This is a genomic window from Variovorax sp. efr-133-TYG-130 (genome assembly GCF_030208835.1).
Taxonomy (GTDB): domain Bacteria; phylum Pseudomonadota; class Gammaproteobacteria; order Burkholderiales; family Burkholderiaceae_C; genus Variovorax.
The window spans coordinates 16,585-32,766 of record NZ_JARVTD010000022.1; the positions used below are offsets into that span (position 1 = coordinate 16,585).

At 68.0% G+C, this 16,182-nt stretch carries 15 protein-coding genes, 1 tRNA gene and 1 pseudogene; 11 read left to right on the forward strand and 6 right to left on the reverse strand.

What is annotated here, in order from left to right; translation table 11 throughout:
- Window positions 1-19: 19 nt before the first annotated feature.
- A pseudogene (locus QRN67_RS33325) lies at window positions 20-208 on the forward strand (DUF7011 domain-containing protein); the annotation flags it as partial.
- A 559-nt stretch (window positions 209-767) separates the two neighbouring features.
- On the opposite strand, the gene QRN67_RS19040 reads toward QRN67_RS33325, so the two are convergent.
- Together QRN67_RS19040 and QRN67_RS19045 are read right to left on the reverse strand one after the other, a co-directional pair.
- Window positions 768-842 (reverse strand) — tRNA-Arg (locus QRN67_RS19040).
- 41 nt (window positions 843-883) lie between these two features.
- Window positions 884-1,555 (reverse strand): TetR family transcriptional regulator, encoded by a 672-nt coding sequence (locus QRN67_RS19045; RefSeq protein WP_285413122.1) that lies wholly within the window; start codon window positions 1,553-1,555, stop codon window positions 884-886.
- Between the two features lie 176 nt (window positions 1,556-1,731).
- Here QRN67_RS19045 and QRN67_RS19050 point away from each other — a divergent pair, with 176 nt between their 5' ends.
- The 4 genes from QRN67_RS19050 (at window position 1,732) to QRN67_RS19065 (ending at window position 8,584) form a co-directional block, all read left to right on the forward strand.
- Window positions 1,732-3,000: an efflux RND transporter periplasmic adaptor subunit gene (locus QRN67_RS19050; RefSeq protein WP_285413123.1), complete on the forward strand. Its 1,269-nt coding sequence runs from the start codon at window positions 1,732-1,734 to the stop codon at window positions 2,998-3,000.
- Window positions 3,001-3,018: 18 nt separating this feature from the next.
- The gene (locus QRN67_RS19055) at window positions 3,019-6,183 is read left to right on the forward strand and encodes an efflux RND transporter permease subunit (RefSeq protein ID WP_081266060.1); all 3,165 of its coding nucleotides are present in this window, start codon (window positions 3,019-3,021) and stop codon (window positions 6,181-6,183) included.
- A 156-nt stretch (window positions 6,184-6,339) separates the two neighbouring features.
- Complete coding sequence (locus QRN67_RS19060) at window positions 6,340-7,764, forward strand: efflux transporter outer membrane subunit (protein WP_081266061.1); 1,425 nt, start codon at window positions 6,340-6,342, stop codon at window positions 7,762-7,764.
- 124 nt (window positions 7,765-7,888) lie between these two features.
- On the forward strand, window positions 7,889-8,584 hold the full coding sequence (locus QRN67_RS19065) for a c-type cytochrome (protein WP_285413124.1): 696 nt from the start codon (window positions 7,889-7,891) through the stop codon (window positions 8,582-8,584).
- 48 nt (window positions 8,585-8,632) lie between these two features.
- On the opposite strand, the gene QRN67_RS19070 is transcribed toward QRN67_RS19065, so the two are convergent.
- From QRN67_RS19070 to QRN67_RS19080, 3 genes are all read right to left on the reverse strand, one after another.
- Window positions 8,633-9,199, reverse strand: a complete 567-nt coding sequence (locus QRN67_RS19070) for a DUF2946 family protein (protein WP_285413125.1) — start codon at window positions 9,197-9,199, stop codon at window positions 8,633-8,635.
- 19 nt (window positions 9,200-9,218) lie between these two features.
- The gene (locus QRN67_RS19075; RefSeq protein WP_285413127.1) at window positions 9,219-10,196 is read right to left on the reverse strand and encodes a YheT family hydrolase; all 978 of its coding nucleotides are present in this window, start codon (window positions 10,194-10,196) and stop codon (window positions 9,219-9,221) included.
- 67 nt (window positions 10,197-10,263) lie between these two features.
- Window positions 10,264-10,716, reverse strand: a complete 453-nt coding sequence (locus QRN67_RS19080) for a YybH family protein (RefSeq protein WP_081266065.1) — start codon at window positions 10,714-10,716, stop codon at window positions 10,264-10,266.
- A gap of 217 nt (window positions 10,717-10,933) precedes the next feature.
- Between QRN67_RS19080 and rutA the strand changes: the two genes are divergently transcribed.
- Genes rutA through rutF form a run of 6 tightly spaced genes read left to right on the forward strand, consistent with a single transcriptional unit; the run spans window position 10,934 to window position 15,250 of the window.
- On the forward strand, window positions 10,934-12,046 hold the full coding sequence (rutA, locus tag QRN67_RS19085; protein WP_285413128.1) for a pyrimidine utilization protein A: 1,113 nt from the start codon (window positions 10,934-10,936) through the stop codon (window positions 12,044-12,046).
- Between the two features lie 14 nt (window positions 12,047-12,060).
- Complete coding sequence (rutB, locus tag QRN67_RS19090) at window positions 12,061-12,855, forward strand: pyrimidine utilization protein B (protein ID WP_285413129.1); 795 nt, start codon at window positions 12,061-12,063, stop codon at window positions 12,853-12,855.
- A gap of 25 nt (window positions 12,856-12,880) precedes the next feature.
- Window positions 12,881-13,273: a pyrimidine utilization protein C gene (gene rutC / locus QRN67_RS19095; protein ID WP_285413130.1), complete on the forward strand. Its 393-nt coding sequence runs from the start codon at window positions 12,881-12,883 to the stop codon at window positions 13,271-13,273.
- Window positions 13,274-13,281: 8 nt separating this feature from the next.
- Window positions 13,282-14,088 carry a pyrimidine utilization protein D gene (gene rutD / locus QRN67_RS19100; RefSeq protein ID WP_285413131.1) on the forward strand — a complete coding sequence of 269 codons (807 nt, stop codon included), beginning with the start codon at window positions 13,282-13,284 and terminating at the stop codon, window positions 14,086-14,088.
- Window positions 14,085-14,684 (forward strand): malonic semialdehyde reductase, encoded by a 600-nt coding sequence (locus QRN67_RS19105; RefSeq protein WP_285413132.1) that lies wholly within the window; start codon window positions 14,085-14,087, stop codon window positions 14,682-14,684. The genes rutD and QRN67_RS19105 overlap by 4 nt, the downstream gene beginning before the upstream one ends.
- A gap of 14 nt (window positions 14,685-14,698) precedes the next feature.
- Window positions 14,699-15,250: an NADH-dependent FMN reductase RutF gene (gene rutF / locus QRN67_RS19110; RefSeq protein ID WP_285413133.1), complete on the forward strand. Its 552-nt coding sequence runs from the start codon at window positions 14,699-14,701 to the stop codon at window positions 15,248-15,250.
- A gap of 40 nt (window positions 15,251-15,290) precedes the next feature.
- Here the strand turns inward: rutF and rutR are convergent, their stop codons facing one another.
- Window positions 15,291-15,998 carry an HTH-type transcriptional regulator RutR gene (gene rutR, locus QRN67_RS19115; protein ID WP_106936622.1) on the reverse strand — a complete coding sequence of 236 codons (708 nt, stop codon included), beginning with the start codon at window positions 15,996-15,998 and terminating at the stop codon, window positions 15,291-15,293.
- Window positions 15,999-16,182: the final 184 nt, after the last annotated feature.

Below are 16,182 nucleotides of genomic sequence, written 5' to 3' on the forward strand. Positions count from 1 at the left end.
CCGGGCATCAGTTCGACCACGGGACGCGCATCCGACCTGGCTGCCCGGCCATGCCGGCGTGGTGCAGCTCTACCCGATGCCGATCCATCGCAAGGTGCCATCGCTTTCGCGTCCTGGAACATCTGCGGCCACAAGCAATTGATCCACGACGGCAAGAGGCTGACGCTGATCGCGCACTCCGGACCTTTGCCAGCGCTACGCGCTGGCGAAGTTGCCTACAACCGTGCAACGAGAGAATGTGCAGCGCTTGACAGCCACGGCGGATTCCGGAGGAAGTCCCGGCCCAATGACGATGGCTCGATTGCTGCGCACAGCCGACATTCAGCGGGCCGTGCCGACTGACCGCAACCAGTCTGAAGCCGCCGTCGCCGGCGTGTGCAACGCGGTGGCACTAGGACATCCCGAGATGCGGTGCAAGAGAAATCGGGAGCGGACCCATGGCCCATGCAGGTCGTCATGCACTACACCATCTGAAAGACGGCCAGCGCGCCTGAATACCCATGCGTACTGCCCTCTGGATGCAGATCGACTGCTCACCTCGGGACAATCGCACGTGAAAAATACGGCTGCCTGCGCCACTCTAACCAAGGGGTACCTGAGCCGGTTTTCGCATACCCCCAAACCGCCATTTCGATACCCCTCCAGATACCCCCAACATACGTCGGATTGAGGCATACTTCTTCGGACCTTATCGGACTGAAGAATGGCCCTCTTCAGAGGAGAAAATAAAAAAGCCGGACACCTTCGGATGTGTCCGGCTTTGTAGCTGGTCCCGCCGCCAGGAATCGAACCTGGATCTCAGCCTTCGGAGGGCCGAATTCTATCCGTTGAAATACAGCGAGAGAGGGCTCCGGCAAGCACCGGAGCCAGACATTATGGCCTATCAGGCGGCCTCTGTTTCGGCTTCGTCCGCAACCGCCGCCGCGGACAGCAGCGCACCGAAGCCCAACCCCGCCAGATAGACCCTGAAGGTGCGCCTTCCCGTGGGCACGAGATCGAAGGCCTCCGGGTCGAGCAGCCAGTTCTGGATGAGCCCGCTGATGAGCGCATGCAGCCCCTGCGCGGCCATGGCGCCGGGCACCGGCAGCTTGATGCGGGCACGGCGGGCGGCCAGCCGCAGGGCCTTTTCGAAATCGGCGACGCAGGCGTTGCGGGCGTCGAGGTGGCGCTGCTGCACGGAAGCCATGTCGTGCGTGTATTCGACCTTGTGGGTCGCCACGTCGAACACGCGGCGCACCTGCGGGTCGGTGGCCATGAGGGTCAGCGCGTGGACCATGCCCTCCTCGATCTCGGCCAGCGGATCGTCGACGCCGCTGGCGCTGGAGGCCCTGGGCCCTGCTTCGAGCGGAAGGATGACGCGCTCCATCATGGCGTTGAACAAGTCGGCCTTGTCCTTGAAATGCCAATAGATGGCGCCGCGCGTGGCGCCGGCCTGCTGCGCGATCTGCTGCAGCGTGGTCTGCGAGACGCCCTGCGCCTGAAACAGCAGCTCCGCGGCATCGAGCAACCGATGCCGCGTGGCCATTGCTTCTTCCTTCGTACGACGTGCCACCAAGTCTCCTGATTTGTAAAGCAACGCCCTTTCCCGGTCGTGGGGCCATTGCACGACCGTCACTATACATCCATGAATGTATGTAAACTACCGGGCTTCCCCGATGGCCCGCCTGCCCGTACAGGTTTCCGGTTCGCCCGAGAACGCGCCATCTCCCGTCTTCGCTTCAAAGGAATCGCATGCCTCTCCTGCATGTTTCGCGCCAATCGTCCTTTTCGCCGCGTCTCGCGACCGTGGCCGCCGTTGTCCTGCTGGTCCTCGCGGGCTGTGGCAAGAGCGATGCGCCCGCCGGCGCAGGCGCACCCGGCGGCGGCGGCCACCCGGCGCCCGAGGTCGGCGTGGTGGTTGCGGCTCCGGGCGACGTCGGCCTCGTCACCGAACTGCCCGGCCGCCTCGAGGCCTCGCGCGTCGCGCAGGTCCGTGCCCGTGCCTCGGGCATCCTGCTGAAGCGCGAATTCCGCGAAGGCAGCGACGTGAAGGCCGGCCAGCTGCTGTTCCGCATCGACCCAGCGCCGCTGGTGGCCTCCCTGCAGAACGCACAGGCCACGCTGGCCCGCGCCGAGGCCAACGCCGTGCAGGCCAAGGCCCTGGCCGACCGCTACAAGCCGCTGGTCGAGGCCAACGCCGTGAGCAAGCAGGAATACGCGACGGCCATGGCCTCGCAGAAAACCGCCGAGGCCGACGTGGCTTCCGGCCGCGCCGCCGTGCAGACCGCCAAGATCAACCTCGGCTATGCCGACGTGACCTCGCCCATCGCCGGTCGCATCGGCCGCGCCCTCGTGACCGAAGGCGCGCTGGTGGGCCAGGGTGACGCCACCGAGCTGGCCGTGGTGCAGCAGATCAACCCCGTGTACGTCAACTTCACGCAGTCGGCCACCGACGTGCTGAAGCTGCGCCGCGCGCTGGCCGACGGCCAGTACAAGCGCGCGGGCGGCGAGGAAGCCGCCAGCGTGCGCGTGGTGCTGGAAGACGGCAGCGAGTACGCACAGGAAGGCAAGCTGCTGTTCTCCGACCTCACGGTCGACTCGACCACCGGCCAGATCACGCTGCGCGCCGAAGTGCCCAACCCCAAGGGCGAGCTGCTGCCCGGTCTGTACGTTCGCGTGAGGCTGGAGCAGGCCAAGGCCACCAACGCGATCGCGCTGCCGCAGCAGGCGGTCACGCGCACGCAGCAGGGCGACACCGTCACGGTGGTCGACAAGGACGGCAAGCTGTCCAAGCGCAACGTGAAGATCAGCGCCGCCAAGGACAACCAGTGGGTGGTGCTCGACGGCCTGAAGGCCGGCGAACAGGTGATGGTCGACGGCTTCCAGAAGCTGCAGATGATGCCGCCGGGCACGCCCGTGAAGGCGGTGCCGTGGACCAAGCCGAACCCCGCCGCAGCGGCCAAGCCGGCTGCGGCGGCGCCTGCCGCCGCCGAACCGGCGGCCACGGCCGAGAAGAAGTAATCAGGAGCGCGCCCGCAAATGGCCAAATTTTTTATCGACCGCCCGATCTTCGCGTGGGTGATCGCACTGTTCATCCTCGTGGTGGGCGGCGTGGCAATCACCCAGCTGCCGATCTCGCAGTACCCGCCGGTGGCGCCTCCCGCCATCGTGATCAACGTCGCCTACCCTGGCGCCTCGGCCCAGACGCTCGAGGACAGCGTGCTGTCCGTCATCGAGCGTGAAATGAACGGCTCGCCGGGCATGATCTACATGGAATCGGTGGCCCAGGCCGACGGCACCGGCTCCATCACGATCAGCTTCGAGGCCGGCACCAACGACGACCTCGCGCAGGTGGACGTGCAGAACCGGCTGTCGCGGGCAACGCCGCGCCTGCCCTCCGCCGTGACGCAGCAGGGCGTGCGCGTGGACAAGTCGCGCAACAACTTCCTGATGTTCGTGATGCTGTCCTCCGACAACCCGAACATCGACCCGGTGGCGCTCGGCGACTATGCCGCGCGCAACGTGGTGCCCGAGTTGCAGCGCGTGGTCGGCGTGGGCCAGGCCCAGCTGTTCGGCTCCGAGAACGCGATGCGCATCTGGATCGACCCGGCCAAGCTGCAGGGCTTCAACCTGTCGGCCACCGACGTCAACAACGCGATCCGCGCACAGAACGCGCAGGTGTCCTCCGGCACCATCGGCGACCTGCCCAACATCCCCGGCCAGGCCATCGCGGCCACGGTGGTGGTGAACGGCCAGCTCGCCAACGTCGACCAGTTCAAGGAAATCGTGCTGCGCGCCAACACCGACGGCTCGACCGTGAGGCTGAAGGACGTGGCCCGCGTCGAGCTCGGCGGCCAGTCGTACGCCACCTCGGCGCGCCTGAACGGCGTGCCGGCGGTCGGCGTGGGCGTGCAGCCCACGCCCAACGGCAACGCGCTGCAGTCGGCCAAGGCGATCCGCGCCAAGATGGCCGAACTCGAGCGCTACTTCCCGCAGGGCGTGAAGTGGGCCATTCCGTACGACAGCTCGCGCTTCGTGCAGATCTCGATCACCGAGGTGGTCAAGACGCTGCTGGAAGCCGTGGCGCTGGTGTTCGTGGTGATGTTCCTGTTCCTGCAGAACTGGCGCTACACGATCATCCCGACCATCGTGGTGCCCATCGCGCTGCTGGGCACCTTCGCCTCGCTGCTGGCGCTGGGCTTCTCCATCAACGTGCTGACCATGTTCGGCATGGTGCTGGTGATCGGTATCGTGGTGGACGACGCCATCGTGGTGGTGGAGAACGTCGAGCGCATCATGAGCGAGGAGGGGCTGTCGCCGCTCGAAGCCACGCGCAAGGCCATGCGCCAGATCTCCGGCGCCATCATCGGCGTGACCGTGGTGCTGGTGTCGGTGTTCGTGCCGCTCGCTTTCTTCGCGGGCTCCACCGGCAACATCTACCGCCAGTTCTCGGCGGTGATGGTGGCGTCGATCGCCTTCTCGGCGTTCATGGCGCTGTCGCTCACGCCGGCGCTGTGCGCCACGCTGCTCAAGCCGGTCGAAGCAGGACACCACCACGAGAAGACCGGCTTCTTCGGCTGGTTCAACCGCGGTTTCACGCGCACGGCCAAGGGCTACGAGAGCCTCGTCGCCCGCGTGCTGCGCCGCGCCGCGCGCTACCTCGTGATCTACGCCGCGATCATCGCCGCGGTGGTGTTCACCTACACCCGCCTGCCCAGCTCGTTCCTGCCGCAGGAAGACCAGGGCAACATCATCGTGAACGTGCAGCTGCCCCCGGGCGCCACGCAGGAACGCGCGCTGTCGGTCATGCAGCAGGTCGAGGGCTTCATCCTGAAGCAGCCCGAAGTGCAGAGCATGGTCGGCGTGATGGGCTTCAGCTTCTCGGGCCAGGGCCAGAACGCGGGCCTCGCCTTCGTGACGCTGAAGGACTGGGACGAACGCAAGGACCCGGCCCACTCGGCCAGCGCGCTGGCCGGCCGTGCCTTCGGTGCGCTGTCGGGCATCCGCGACGCCTTCATCTACCCGCTGAGCCCGCCGCCCATTCCCGAACTGGGCAACGCCAGCGGCTTCAGCTTCCGCCTGCAGGACCGCTCGGGCGCAGGCCACGAGGCGCTGATCAACGCACGCAACCAGCTGCTGGGCATGGCCTCGCAGAGCAAGATCCTGTCGCAGGTGCGTCCTGACGGCCTGGAAGACGCGCCGCAACTGCAGATCGACATCGACCGCGACAAGGCGAACGCGCTGGGCGTGACCTTCGACGCGATCAATGCCACGCTGTCGACCGCGCTGGGTTCGAGCTACATCAACGACTTCCCGAACCGCGGCCGCCTGCAGCGCGTGGTGGTGCAGGCCGATGCGCCGGCGCGCATGCAGCCCGACGACCTGCTCAAGCTGAACGCCAGCAACACGCAGGGCCTGCCGGTGCCGCTGTCGGCCTTCGCGACCACCAAGTGGGTCACGGGCGCCACGCAGACGGTGCGCTACAACGGCTACCCCGCGATCCGCATCAGCGGCGACGCGGCGGCCGGCTACAGCACCGGCGCCGCGATGGCCGAGATGGAAAAGCTCGCCTCGCAGCTGCCGCAGGGCTTCGGCTTCGAATGGACCGGCCAGTCGCGCGAAGAAAAGCTCGCGGGTTCGCAGGCCATCGTGCTGTACGGCTTCGCGATCCTGGCGGTGTTCCTGTGCCTGGCCGCGCTGTACGAGAGCTGGTCGATCCCGCTGTCGGTGATCCTGGTGGTGCCGCTCGGCGTGCTGGGCGTGCTGCTGGCAACCATGCTGCGCGCCTATTCGAACGACGTGTACTTCCAGGTGGGGCTGATCACCATCATCGGCCTCTCCGCGAAGAACGCGATTCTGATCATCGAGTTCGCCAAGGACCTGCAGGCGCAGGGCAAGGGCGTCATCGAATCGGCACTGGCCGCCGCGCACCTGCGGTTCCGCCCGATCGTGATGACCTCGCTGGCCTTCGGCCTGGGCGTGCTGCCGCTGGTGCTCGCCTCGGGCGCCGGCTCGGCCAGCCAGCGTGCCATCGGCACCGGCGTGCTGGGCGGCATGGTGACGGGCACGGCGCTGGCCGTGATCTTCGTGCCGGTGTTCTTCGTGGTGGTGCGCAGCCTGTTCAAGGGCAGCGCGCGCCAGCGCGAGGCCGACAAGCGGCATGCGGAAGCAGCCGGCATCACGGAGGAACCGAAACATGACTGAACTCGGGCACCCCCCCAGGCTGCGCGCACTGCGTGTCGCTACGCCCACCCCCTTGCAGGGGGCAACACCAGCGGCCCGGCAGAGCCGGTTCCGCGGTGCTTCCCGAACAGGCCGCGCCGTGCATGCAGCGCGAGCGGCCATGGAGTCGCTATGACAATGACGAAATTCATTCCAACAGCCCTGGCAGCGGCAATGCTGCTGGCCGGCTGCTCGCTGATCCCGACCTACGAGCGCCCCGCGGCGCCGGTGCCGACCACCTTCCCGGGCGACCCGGCGCAGCCGCCCGGACAGGCCGCGGCCAACCTGGCCTGGCAGGACTTCTTCACCGACCCGCGCCTGGCGGGCCTGATCCAGACGGCGCTGTCGAACAACCGCGACCTGCGGGTGTCGGTGCTCAACATCGAGCAGGCGCGCGCGCAGTTCCAGATCCAGCGCTCGGCGCTGTTCCCGGCGCTGGGCCTGACGGGTTCGGGCTCGCGCTCGGGCCCCAACCCGTACCAGGGCATCGAGCCCGGCGCGGGCAGCGTGGCCTCGCAGTACAGCGTCAACTTCGGCTTCACGGCCTGGGAGCTCGACTTCTTCGGCCGCATCCGCGCGCTGAAGGACCAGGCCCTGGCGCAGTACCTGGCCACCGATGAAACGCGCAAGGCGGTGCAGATCAGCCTGATCGCGTCGGTCGCGAACGGCTGGCTCACGCTGCTGGCCGACGACGAGCTGCTCGAGATCACGCGCCAGACGCTGGTCACGCGCGAAGAGTCGGTGCGCCTCACGAAGCTGCGCTTCGACAACGGCGTGTCGTCCGAACTCGACTTCCAGGCGTCGAACGGCCAGCTCGAAAGCGCGCGCGCCGCCTATGCGCAGCAACTGCGCACCCGCGCGGAGGACGAGAACGCCCTCGCCCTGCTGCTGGGCGCGCCGGTGCCCGCCGAAGCCACGGCGGGCGGCGCCAAGGGCCTGGCCGGCATCAAGCCGATGCCCGACGTGCCTGCCGGCCTGCCCTCCGACCTGCTGGCCGAGCGCCCGGACATCCGCGCGGCGGAGCAGCAGCTGATAGCGGCCAACGCCAACATCGGCGCGGCGCGTGCGAACTTCTTCCCGCGCGTGTCCCTGACCAGCTCCATCGGCACCGCGAGCACCGAGTTCTCGGGCCTGTTCGACCGCGGCTCCAAGGCCTGGTCCTTCGCGCCGACGGTGACGCTGCCGATCTTCAACGCGGGCAGCAACCGCGCGACGCTCGAGTCGGCCAAGGCCGGGCGCGAGATCGCGGTGGCGCAGTACGAGAAGTCGATCCAGACGGCGTTCCGCGAAGTGGCCGATGCGCTCGCGGGCCGCGCCACGCTGGGCGAACAGGTGCGCGCGCTGCGTGCGCAGGCCGATGCGGAGGCGGTGCGCTTCAAGCTGTCCGACCTGCGCTACCGCAACGGCATCGCCAGCGCGCTCGACCTCCTTGACGCGCAGCGCTCGCTGTTCTCGGCACAGCAGTCGGCCGTGACCACGCAGCTGCTGCAGCTGCAGAACCAGGTCACGCTGTACAAGACGCTGGGTGGCGGCTGGGCCACGCGCGACGGCAACAACGGCTGATGCGTTGAGAAACTTTGGCGTCCGCTAAGGGTAGGTCCCTTGCCCGCTTGGGCAAGGGGTCTCTCTATAATCGCCGGTTGGTTAGGAAAAGCCCCCCGACGAGCCCCCGATATTGAGGACGCCAATGAGCGCAGACCCGCATTACCAGGCCACAGAAGAAGCCCACACCGGGCCGATCAAGAACCCGAAGCAACTGCTTCTCGCGGTATTTTTCTCCTTCATCGCCCCGATCCTGATCATCGTGGGTCTTGTTTCCTATGTGGTCTCGGGCGACAAGCCCTCGGGCACCGCGCAGGGCGACAACATGTCCCTCTACGGCGTGACCAAGGAAGCGCGCGACCGCGAAGTGGCCGAGCGCCTCAAGAAGGTCGGCGCCATCGAGATCCGCGACGCCAACCGTCCGCTGGCCACCGGCGAGACCGTCTTCAAGGCCCAGTGCGCCACCTGCCACGGCTCGCCCGGCATCCCCGGCGCGCCGCACTTCCAGGACGCCGCAGCCTGGGGCCCGCGCATCGGACAGGGCTACGCCACGCTGCTCGAACACGCCCTGAAGGGCAAGGGCGCCATGCCTGCCCAGGGCGGCGGCGACTTCGAAGACCTCGAAGTGGGCCGTGCCGTGGTCTACATGGCCAACGCCGGCGGCGCCAAGTTCCCGGTGCCGGATCGCCCGGCTCCGGCCGCCTCCGCCGATGCACCCGCTGCCGAAGGCGCTGCTGGAGCGGCTCCCGCAGCTGCTGCAGCCGGCGCTGCGGCCGCACCCGCGGCCCCTGCGGCGGCAGCAGCCCCTACTCCCGCGGCGAGCGCTCCCGCCGCCAACTAGGCGTTTACCCTAGTCTCAGGAACGAAGCCGGCCCAGCGCCGGCTTTTTTCATGGGCGGGTGGCCTCTGCTGCAGCAGCGGCTTCGGCGTGGTGTTGCGCCGGGCTCAGCACGTGCCCGAAGCGGCCGGGCAGTCGTGCGGCACGCTCTTCCTCCGGCGTCCAGAGCCCGCGTTCGATGGCCTCCGCCGCAATGCCGACGTCCTGCGTGTGCACCAGCCCGAGCCCGGCCGGCGACGACAGATAGAGCCTGCCCTCTTCGTCGAGCAGGCAGCCGGTCACCTCGGCGGGCTGGCCGGTGTGCGCCGTGACGGTGAAGCCGTCGCCCTGCTCGGCCACGCGCCACACCAGGGGCGCCGCCTCCAGCTCCACGTACACGCGCTGCGGCCCGTTCTGGAAAAACCACTGTCCTTCGCCGTCGTGCTCGTAGTTGCGGTGAATGAACTCGATCAGCTTGTCGTGCCTGAGCATCGATCCCTTCGCTGCTGGAAAGGGGCCTTCGGCCTGCGTGCGGTCGTCGCGCATGTACCAGTTGCCGCGCGCGTCCAGACCGAGCCAGCCGTAGCAGTGCGGCACGTTGGGCCATTTGGCGAGTGCCTGTTTGACGATGTCATCCATGAAGCTATTGTGCTCGCCGTCAGGCGTGGCGGGCCAGCCAGCCGCCTACGCGCTCCGGCATGCCGCGCACGTGCCCCGGCGGCAGCCCCATGGGAAAGCCCACGTGGCCGCCATGCGCGGGCTGCCACAGCGTGACGTGCGCACCCACCTCGCCGGGCAGCGGCAGGCTGCTGGCGGGAATGAAAGGGTCGTTGCGCGCGTTCACCACCAGCGCGGGCACGCGGATGGATGCCAGGTGCGGCTTGGCCGAGCCCCGGGCCCAGTAGTCGTCGGCATCGCGGAAGCCGTGCAGGGGCGCGGTGAAGATGTCGTCGAAGGCATAGAGGTCGCGCGCGGCCAGCAGGCGGTCGCGGTCGAAAAGGCCAGGGAACTGCGCCAGCTTGGCCATGGCCTTGGGCTTCATGGTCGCAAGGAACATGCGCGTGTAGACCAGCTTGTTGAAGCCCCTGCCGATGGCTTCGCCGCCCGCCGCCAGGTCGAGCGGCGCACACACCGAGGCCACCGCGTTCACCACGCCGGCAGCCGTTTCACCGGCCTCCGAGGCCCATCGCATCAGCGCATTGCCGCCGAGCGACACGCCCGCGGCCAGCACCGGGCCGCCGCCCTTGCGCGCATGCTGCTCGCGCATGCGCGAGAGGATCCAGCCGATCTCCTCGAAGTCGCCCGAGTGATAGGCGCGCGGCGCCAGGTTCAGCTCGCCGCTGCAGCCGCGGAAATGCGGCACCGCGAAGGCCATGCCCTGCGACGCGGCGAATGCGGCGAAGGCTTCGGCGTAATGGCTGCGCGATGAACCCTCCAGGCCGTGGAACAGCACCAGCAGCGGCGCCGGCTGCCGGGGCGCATCGAAGAAGTCGACGTCGATGAAGTCGCCGTCGGGCGTCTGCCAGCGCTCGCGCCGGTAGACCGGCGCCGGCCCGTCGAAGCGGCGTGCATAGAGCGCGGGCCAGATCGTCTGCAGGTTGCCGCCGGGCAGCCAGCGCGGCGCCATGTAGCCCATGGCCGTCGAGGGGGGAAGGGCCCGAAGCGGATGACGAGGGAGCGGAAGGAACGAAGGACGGCATCGATCAATGCAGGGTCTGGGGCGGATCGTTGGCGTCGTCGGGTTCGCGCGCGCTGCCGGGGCTCGCATGGTGCGCCACCAGGCGCCAGCCCTGCGCGGTCTTGTGATAGACGTTGGTGGCCAGCACGAAAGCGTGGCGCGGGCCCTCGGCCGTGAGCACCTCGATGCGCTCCAGCACGTTGTGCACCGCGCTGGCGAGCGATTCGATCTTGCGCACGCGCGCGGGCGTGGCGTGGATGGCGCCGTTGCCGAACATCTGCTCGAAGGCCGCGCGGATCGCGACCGCGCCCACGAGCCGCGGACCGCCGGGGTGCACGCAGAACACCTCGTCCTCGTCGGCCCAGCAGGCCATCAGTGCATCGATGTCGCCGCGTTGCAGCGCTTCGTAGAAGGCCGCTTCGACGTCGTCGGCAGTGCCGCCGATGGCCGCGGCGGCGCGGAGTGGAGTCTTGGGCATGGCGTGATTCTGCCGCGCAGTCGGTGACGGGGGCACTGCACCGCTTTGGCACGGTCCGCACCGCGGTGCCGCAATCCTGGCGAATCGCCTGCTCCGTTTTGGACCAAATGGTCAAACACAAACCTGAAAATACCACTAAGCCATTGATTTAAAACAACTTTTCAAACTGGCACGCCGCATGCTAGGAGCTGCGCAATCACGCAACAGGAGTCCTTCCATGAACGTCGGCATCTTCATTCCCATCGGCAACAACGGCTGGCTGCTTTCCGAAAACGCGCCCCAGTACAAGCCCAGCTTCGAGCTCAACAAGCAGATCACGCTGAAGGCCGAGCGCTACGGCGTGGACTTCGCGCTGTCCATGATCAAGCTGCGCGGCTTCGGCGGCAAGACGGAGTTCTGGGACCACAACCTGGAGTCGTTCACGCTCATGGCCGGCCTCGCGGCCGTCACCAGCAAGATCAAGCTGTTTGCCACGGCCGCATCGCTGGTCATGCCGCCGGCCATCGTCGCGCGCATGTCGTCGACCATCGACTCCATCTCCAACGGCCGCTTCGGCCTGAACCTCGTCACCGGCTGGCAGCGCCCCGAGTACTCGCAGATGGGCATGTGGCCCGGCGACCAGTTCTTCGGCACGCGCTACCAGTACCTCAGCGAATACATCCAGGTGCTGCGCGACCTGTGGGGCACCGGCCGGTCGGACTTCAAGGGCGAGCATTTCAAGATGGACGACTGCCGCATGAGCCCGCAACCGCAGGCCGACATGAAGGTGATCTGCGCCGGCCAGAGCGACGCGGGCATGGAGTTCTCCGCCAGGTACGCCGACTACAACTTCTGCTTCGGCAAGGGCGTGAACACACCCAAGGCCTTCGCGCCCGCGGCCCAGAAGCTCATCGAGGCCACCGCCAAGACCGGCCGCCACGTCACCACCTACGTGCTGATGATGGTGATCGCCGACGAGACCGACGAGGCCGCGCGCGCCAAGTGGGAGCACTACAAGGCCGGCGCCGACCACGAAGCCATTGCATGGCTGGGCCAGCAGGGCGCGGCCGACACCAAGTCGGGCGCCGACACCAACGTGCGTCAGATGGCCGACCCGACCTCGGCCGTGAACATCAACATGGGCACGCTGGTGGGCTCCTACGCAAGCGTCGCGCGCATGCTCGACGAAGTGGCCGAGGTGCCCGGCACCGAAGGCGTGCTGCTGACCTTCGACGACTTCCTGCAGGGCGTGGAAGCCTTCGGCGAGCGTATCCAACCGCTCATGAAGAGCCGCGCGCACGTGCAGAGCCCCGTGCCGTCGCAGGTCGAGCCCCAGCGCCTCGCGGCCTGAACAGGAGCACCCACGTGAGCGCACCCGCACGCAACACCACCCTCACCTCGACCACGCCCGTCGGCGCGCCGCGCCTGCCCGGCGCACCCGCACCGCTGGTGCTGCCGGCACGCCCCGAGCCCCTTGCGATGCACGCCAGCGATTCGGCGCTGATCGTCGTCGACATGCAGAACGCCTATGCATCCATTGGCGGGTATGTCGACTCGGCCGGCTTCGACATCTCCGGCGCGCAGGGCACCATCGCCAACATCGTGCGCGCCATTGCCGCGGCGCGCGCGGCCGGCATGCTGGTCGTGTTCCTGCAGAACGGCTGGGACGCCGACTACGTGGAAGCCGGCGGGCCCGGCTCGCCCAACTGGCACAAGTCGAACGCGCTCAAGACCATGCGCGCCAAACCCGAGCTGCAGGGCAAGTTCCTCGCCAAGGGCGGCTGGGACTACGAACTCATCGACCAGATGAAGCCGCAGGCCGGCGACATCGTCGTGCCCAAGACGCGCTACAGCGGCTTCTTCAACAGCACGCTCGACAGCACGCTGCGCGCGCGCGGCATCCGGCACCTGGCCTTCACCGGCATCGCGACCAACGTGTGCGTGGAGTCGACGCTGCGAGACGCCTTCCACCTCGAGTACTTCGCCGTGATGCTGGAAGACGCCACGCACGAACTCGGCGGCCCGGCCATCCAGAAGGCATCGGTCTACAACGTCGAGACCTTCTTCGGATGGGTCTCCACGGTGGACCAGTTCTGCGCCACCTTCGCCGCGCCGCAAGCCGTTTCCCAACCCGCGTCGGCCGAAGCGGCCGTCGCCTGATTCACCTTCATCGAGGAGTTCCCCAATGCCCAAGCAAGCCATCATCCCTCCCGGCACCGGCGTGCCGCTCGCCCCCTATGTTCCCGGCACGCTCGCCGACGGCGTGCTCTACGTGTCGGGCACGCTGCCCTTCGACAAGGACAACAACGTGGTGCACGTCGGCGACGCGAGCGCGCAGGCCCGGCATGTGCTCACCATCATCAAGGGCGTGGTCGAGGCCGCCGGCGGCACCATGGACGACGTGACCTTCAACCAGATCATGCTCAAGGACTGGGCCGACTACGCAAAGATCAACGCGGTGTACGCCGAGTTCTTTCCCGGCACCAAGCCCGCGCGGTACTGCATCCAGTGCGGCCTGGTGAAGCCCGATGCGCTGATCGAGATCGCCTCGATCGCGCACATCGGCAACAAGGCCTGAGGCGCCGCATGCCTTCGCTGCACTACGAGGTGCACGGGCCGTCCGAGGCGCCCTCCACCGTGCTGCTGTCGTCGGGCCTCGGTGGCTCGGCCGGCTTCTGGCAACCGCAGCTCGGCGCGCTGGTCGACGCCGGGCACCGCGTCGTCGCCTACGACCAGCGCGGCACGGGCCGCAGCCCCGGCGCGCTGCCCGCTGCCTATGCCATCGAGGACATGGCGCAGGACGTGCTGGAAATCCTCGACGCCACGAACACTTCGCGGTGCCACTTCGCGGGCCATGCGCTCGGCGGCCTCGTGGGCTTGCAGCTCGCGCTGGATGCACCCTCGCGCATTGCGAGCCTCGTTCTCATCAACGCATGGTCGAAGCCCAACCCGCATTCGGCGCGCTGCTTCGATGCCCGGCTCGCGCTGCTCGGCGCATGCGGTGCGCGCGCCTACGTGGAAGCGCAGCCGATCTTCCTCTACCCCGCAGCCTGGGCCGCCGAGCACGCGCAGCGCGTGGCCGACGAAGTCGATCACGCCTTCGCCCATTTTCCCGGCGAGGCCAACATGCGCGCGCGCATCGCCGCCCTGCGCGCCTTCGACATCGACGCACGCCTGGGCGACATCGCCGCGCCCGCATTGGTGGCCGCGGCCAAGGACGACGCACTCGTGCCCTGGACCTGCTCCCAGCGCCTGGCCGATGGCCTGCGCGACGTCACGCTCGACTTCATGCCGCACGGCGGCCACGCCCACAGCGTGACCGAGGCCGAAGCCTTCAACCGCAGCCTGCTCGACTTTCTTTCGCGGGTCACCGCACCCGCAGTTCCAGCATGACCACTCTTGCATCCACACTCGACGACGCAGCGCTGTCGCTGCTGTTCACCGCCGCACGCAGCCACAACGGCTGGACCGACGAGCCCGTCACCGACGCGCAACTGCGGCAGATCTATTCGCTCGCGAGCCTGGGCCCGACCTCGGCCAACTGCTCGCCCGCGCGCTTCGTGTTCGTGCGCACGCCCGAAGGCAAGCAGCGCCTGGCGCCCGCGCTCTCCAAGGGCAACCTCGACAAGACCATGAGCGCGCCGGTCACCGTCATCGCCGCATGGGACCGCAAGTTCTACGACAAGCTGCCCACGCTGTTCCCGCATGCCGACGCGCGCAGCTGGTTCACCGGCAGCCCCGAGGCCGCGCATGAGACCGCCTTCCGCAACGCGAGCCTGCAGGCCGGCTATCTGCTGCTGGCCGCGCGCGCGGCGGGCCTGGACGCCGGCCCGATGTCGGGCTTCGACAAGGCGAAGGTCGACGCGGCCTTTTTCGAGGGCACCGACTGGACCGTCAATTTCCTCATCAACCTCGGCCACGGCGATGCGTCGAAGGTGTTCGGCCGCCTGCCGCGGCTGCCCTTCGACGAAGCCTGCGTGCTGGCCTGAAGGAGTCACTCTCCATGTTGAACGCCATGGCCTCCCACGCCCCTTCGTCATCGAACCCCGCCGGCTTGCCCGCGGGCTTGCAGAAGGCCGACTACCGCAACGCGATGGCGCGGCTGGGCGCGGCGGTGAACATCATCACCACCGACGGCCCGGCAGGCCGCGCCGGCTTCACCGCATCGGCCGTGTGCAGCGTGACCGACGAGCCGCCGACGCTGCTGGTGTGCCTGAACCGGTCCGCTTCCGTGTACCCGGCGTTCAAAGCCAACGGCGTGCTGTGCGTGAACGTGCTGGCAGCGGGCCACCAGTCGCTGTCCGCGTTGTTCGGCGGCAAGACGCCGATGGACGAGCGCTTCGCCGCCGGCCGCTGGAGCCGCAAGACCACCGGCTCGCCGATGCTCGACGATGCGGCGGTGTCCTTCGACTGCCGCGTGGTGCACGCGACGAGCGCGGGCACGCACGACGTGCTGTTCTGCGAGGCCGTGTCGATTGCGATCGGCGGCGCGGCGCAGGGCTTGATCTACTTCGACCGGCGCTATCACGAGATCGCGGCGCCGCCCCAGCACTGAATTGCTTCCTCCCCCGGAAGGGGAGGGAGCAAGGCAAGAGTCAGCGCGGCGCGATGCCCTGCAGCACGATGCGCTGAACGTTCTCCACCGTCTCCTCGAAGAACGCCGCATCTTCCAGCGTGTGCCCCGTCAGCGCCTGCACCTGCACGCCGAAATCCGCGTAGTGCTGCGTCACCGCCCACAGCGCGAAGATCAGGTGGTGCGGATCGATCGGCGCCAGCTTGCCGGACTCGACCCAGGCGCGGATCACTTCCGATTTCTTCTCCACCAGCGAGCGCAGCTCGCGGTCCAGTTCGTCGCGCAGCAGCGGCGCGCCCTGGATCATTTCAAGGCAGAACAGCCGCGATGCATCGGGCCGGTCGCGCGACACCACCAGCTTGCGGCGGATGTAGCCGCCGATGGCCTCGGCCGGGTCCTGCTCGGCGCTGAAGCCGCGCAGCGGTTCGAGCCACAGCGCGAGCAGGTCGCGCAGCACGTTGACGTAGAGCTCTTCCTTGTTCGCGAAGTAATAGAGCAGGTTGCTCTTCGACACATCGGCACGCGCCGCCACCTGGTCGATCGATGTGCCGTGCAGGCCGAAGCGCGAGAACAGCCCCAGCGCCGCGCCGAGGATCGCGCTGCGCTTGTCCTCGATCTGGCGCAGCCGCCGGTTCACGGCCGACGCACTGCGCACGGCCGGCTTGGCACGCTTGCGCGCCGGTTTGTCGGTACTGCTGCTGGCTGCGGCCAGCGCCTTGGTCTTCGGCATCTTCCCTCGCTCTTCTCTTCACGTTCATCGGTTTTCAAAAGGCGCACCACTGTAAGGCCACGGTGCATCGCCTTGCGTCACGACCGGCGGCACAACGCGGTGTTGCGCACCATGCTGACGCGGCGAATGCGATTTGTCCATTTGGTCCAACTGGCACAGACGTTGCATGGCGAAAGGCATGCCA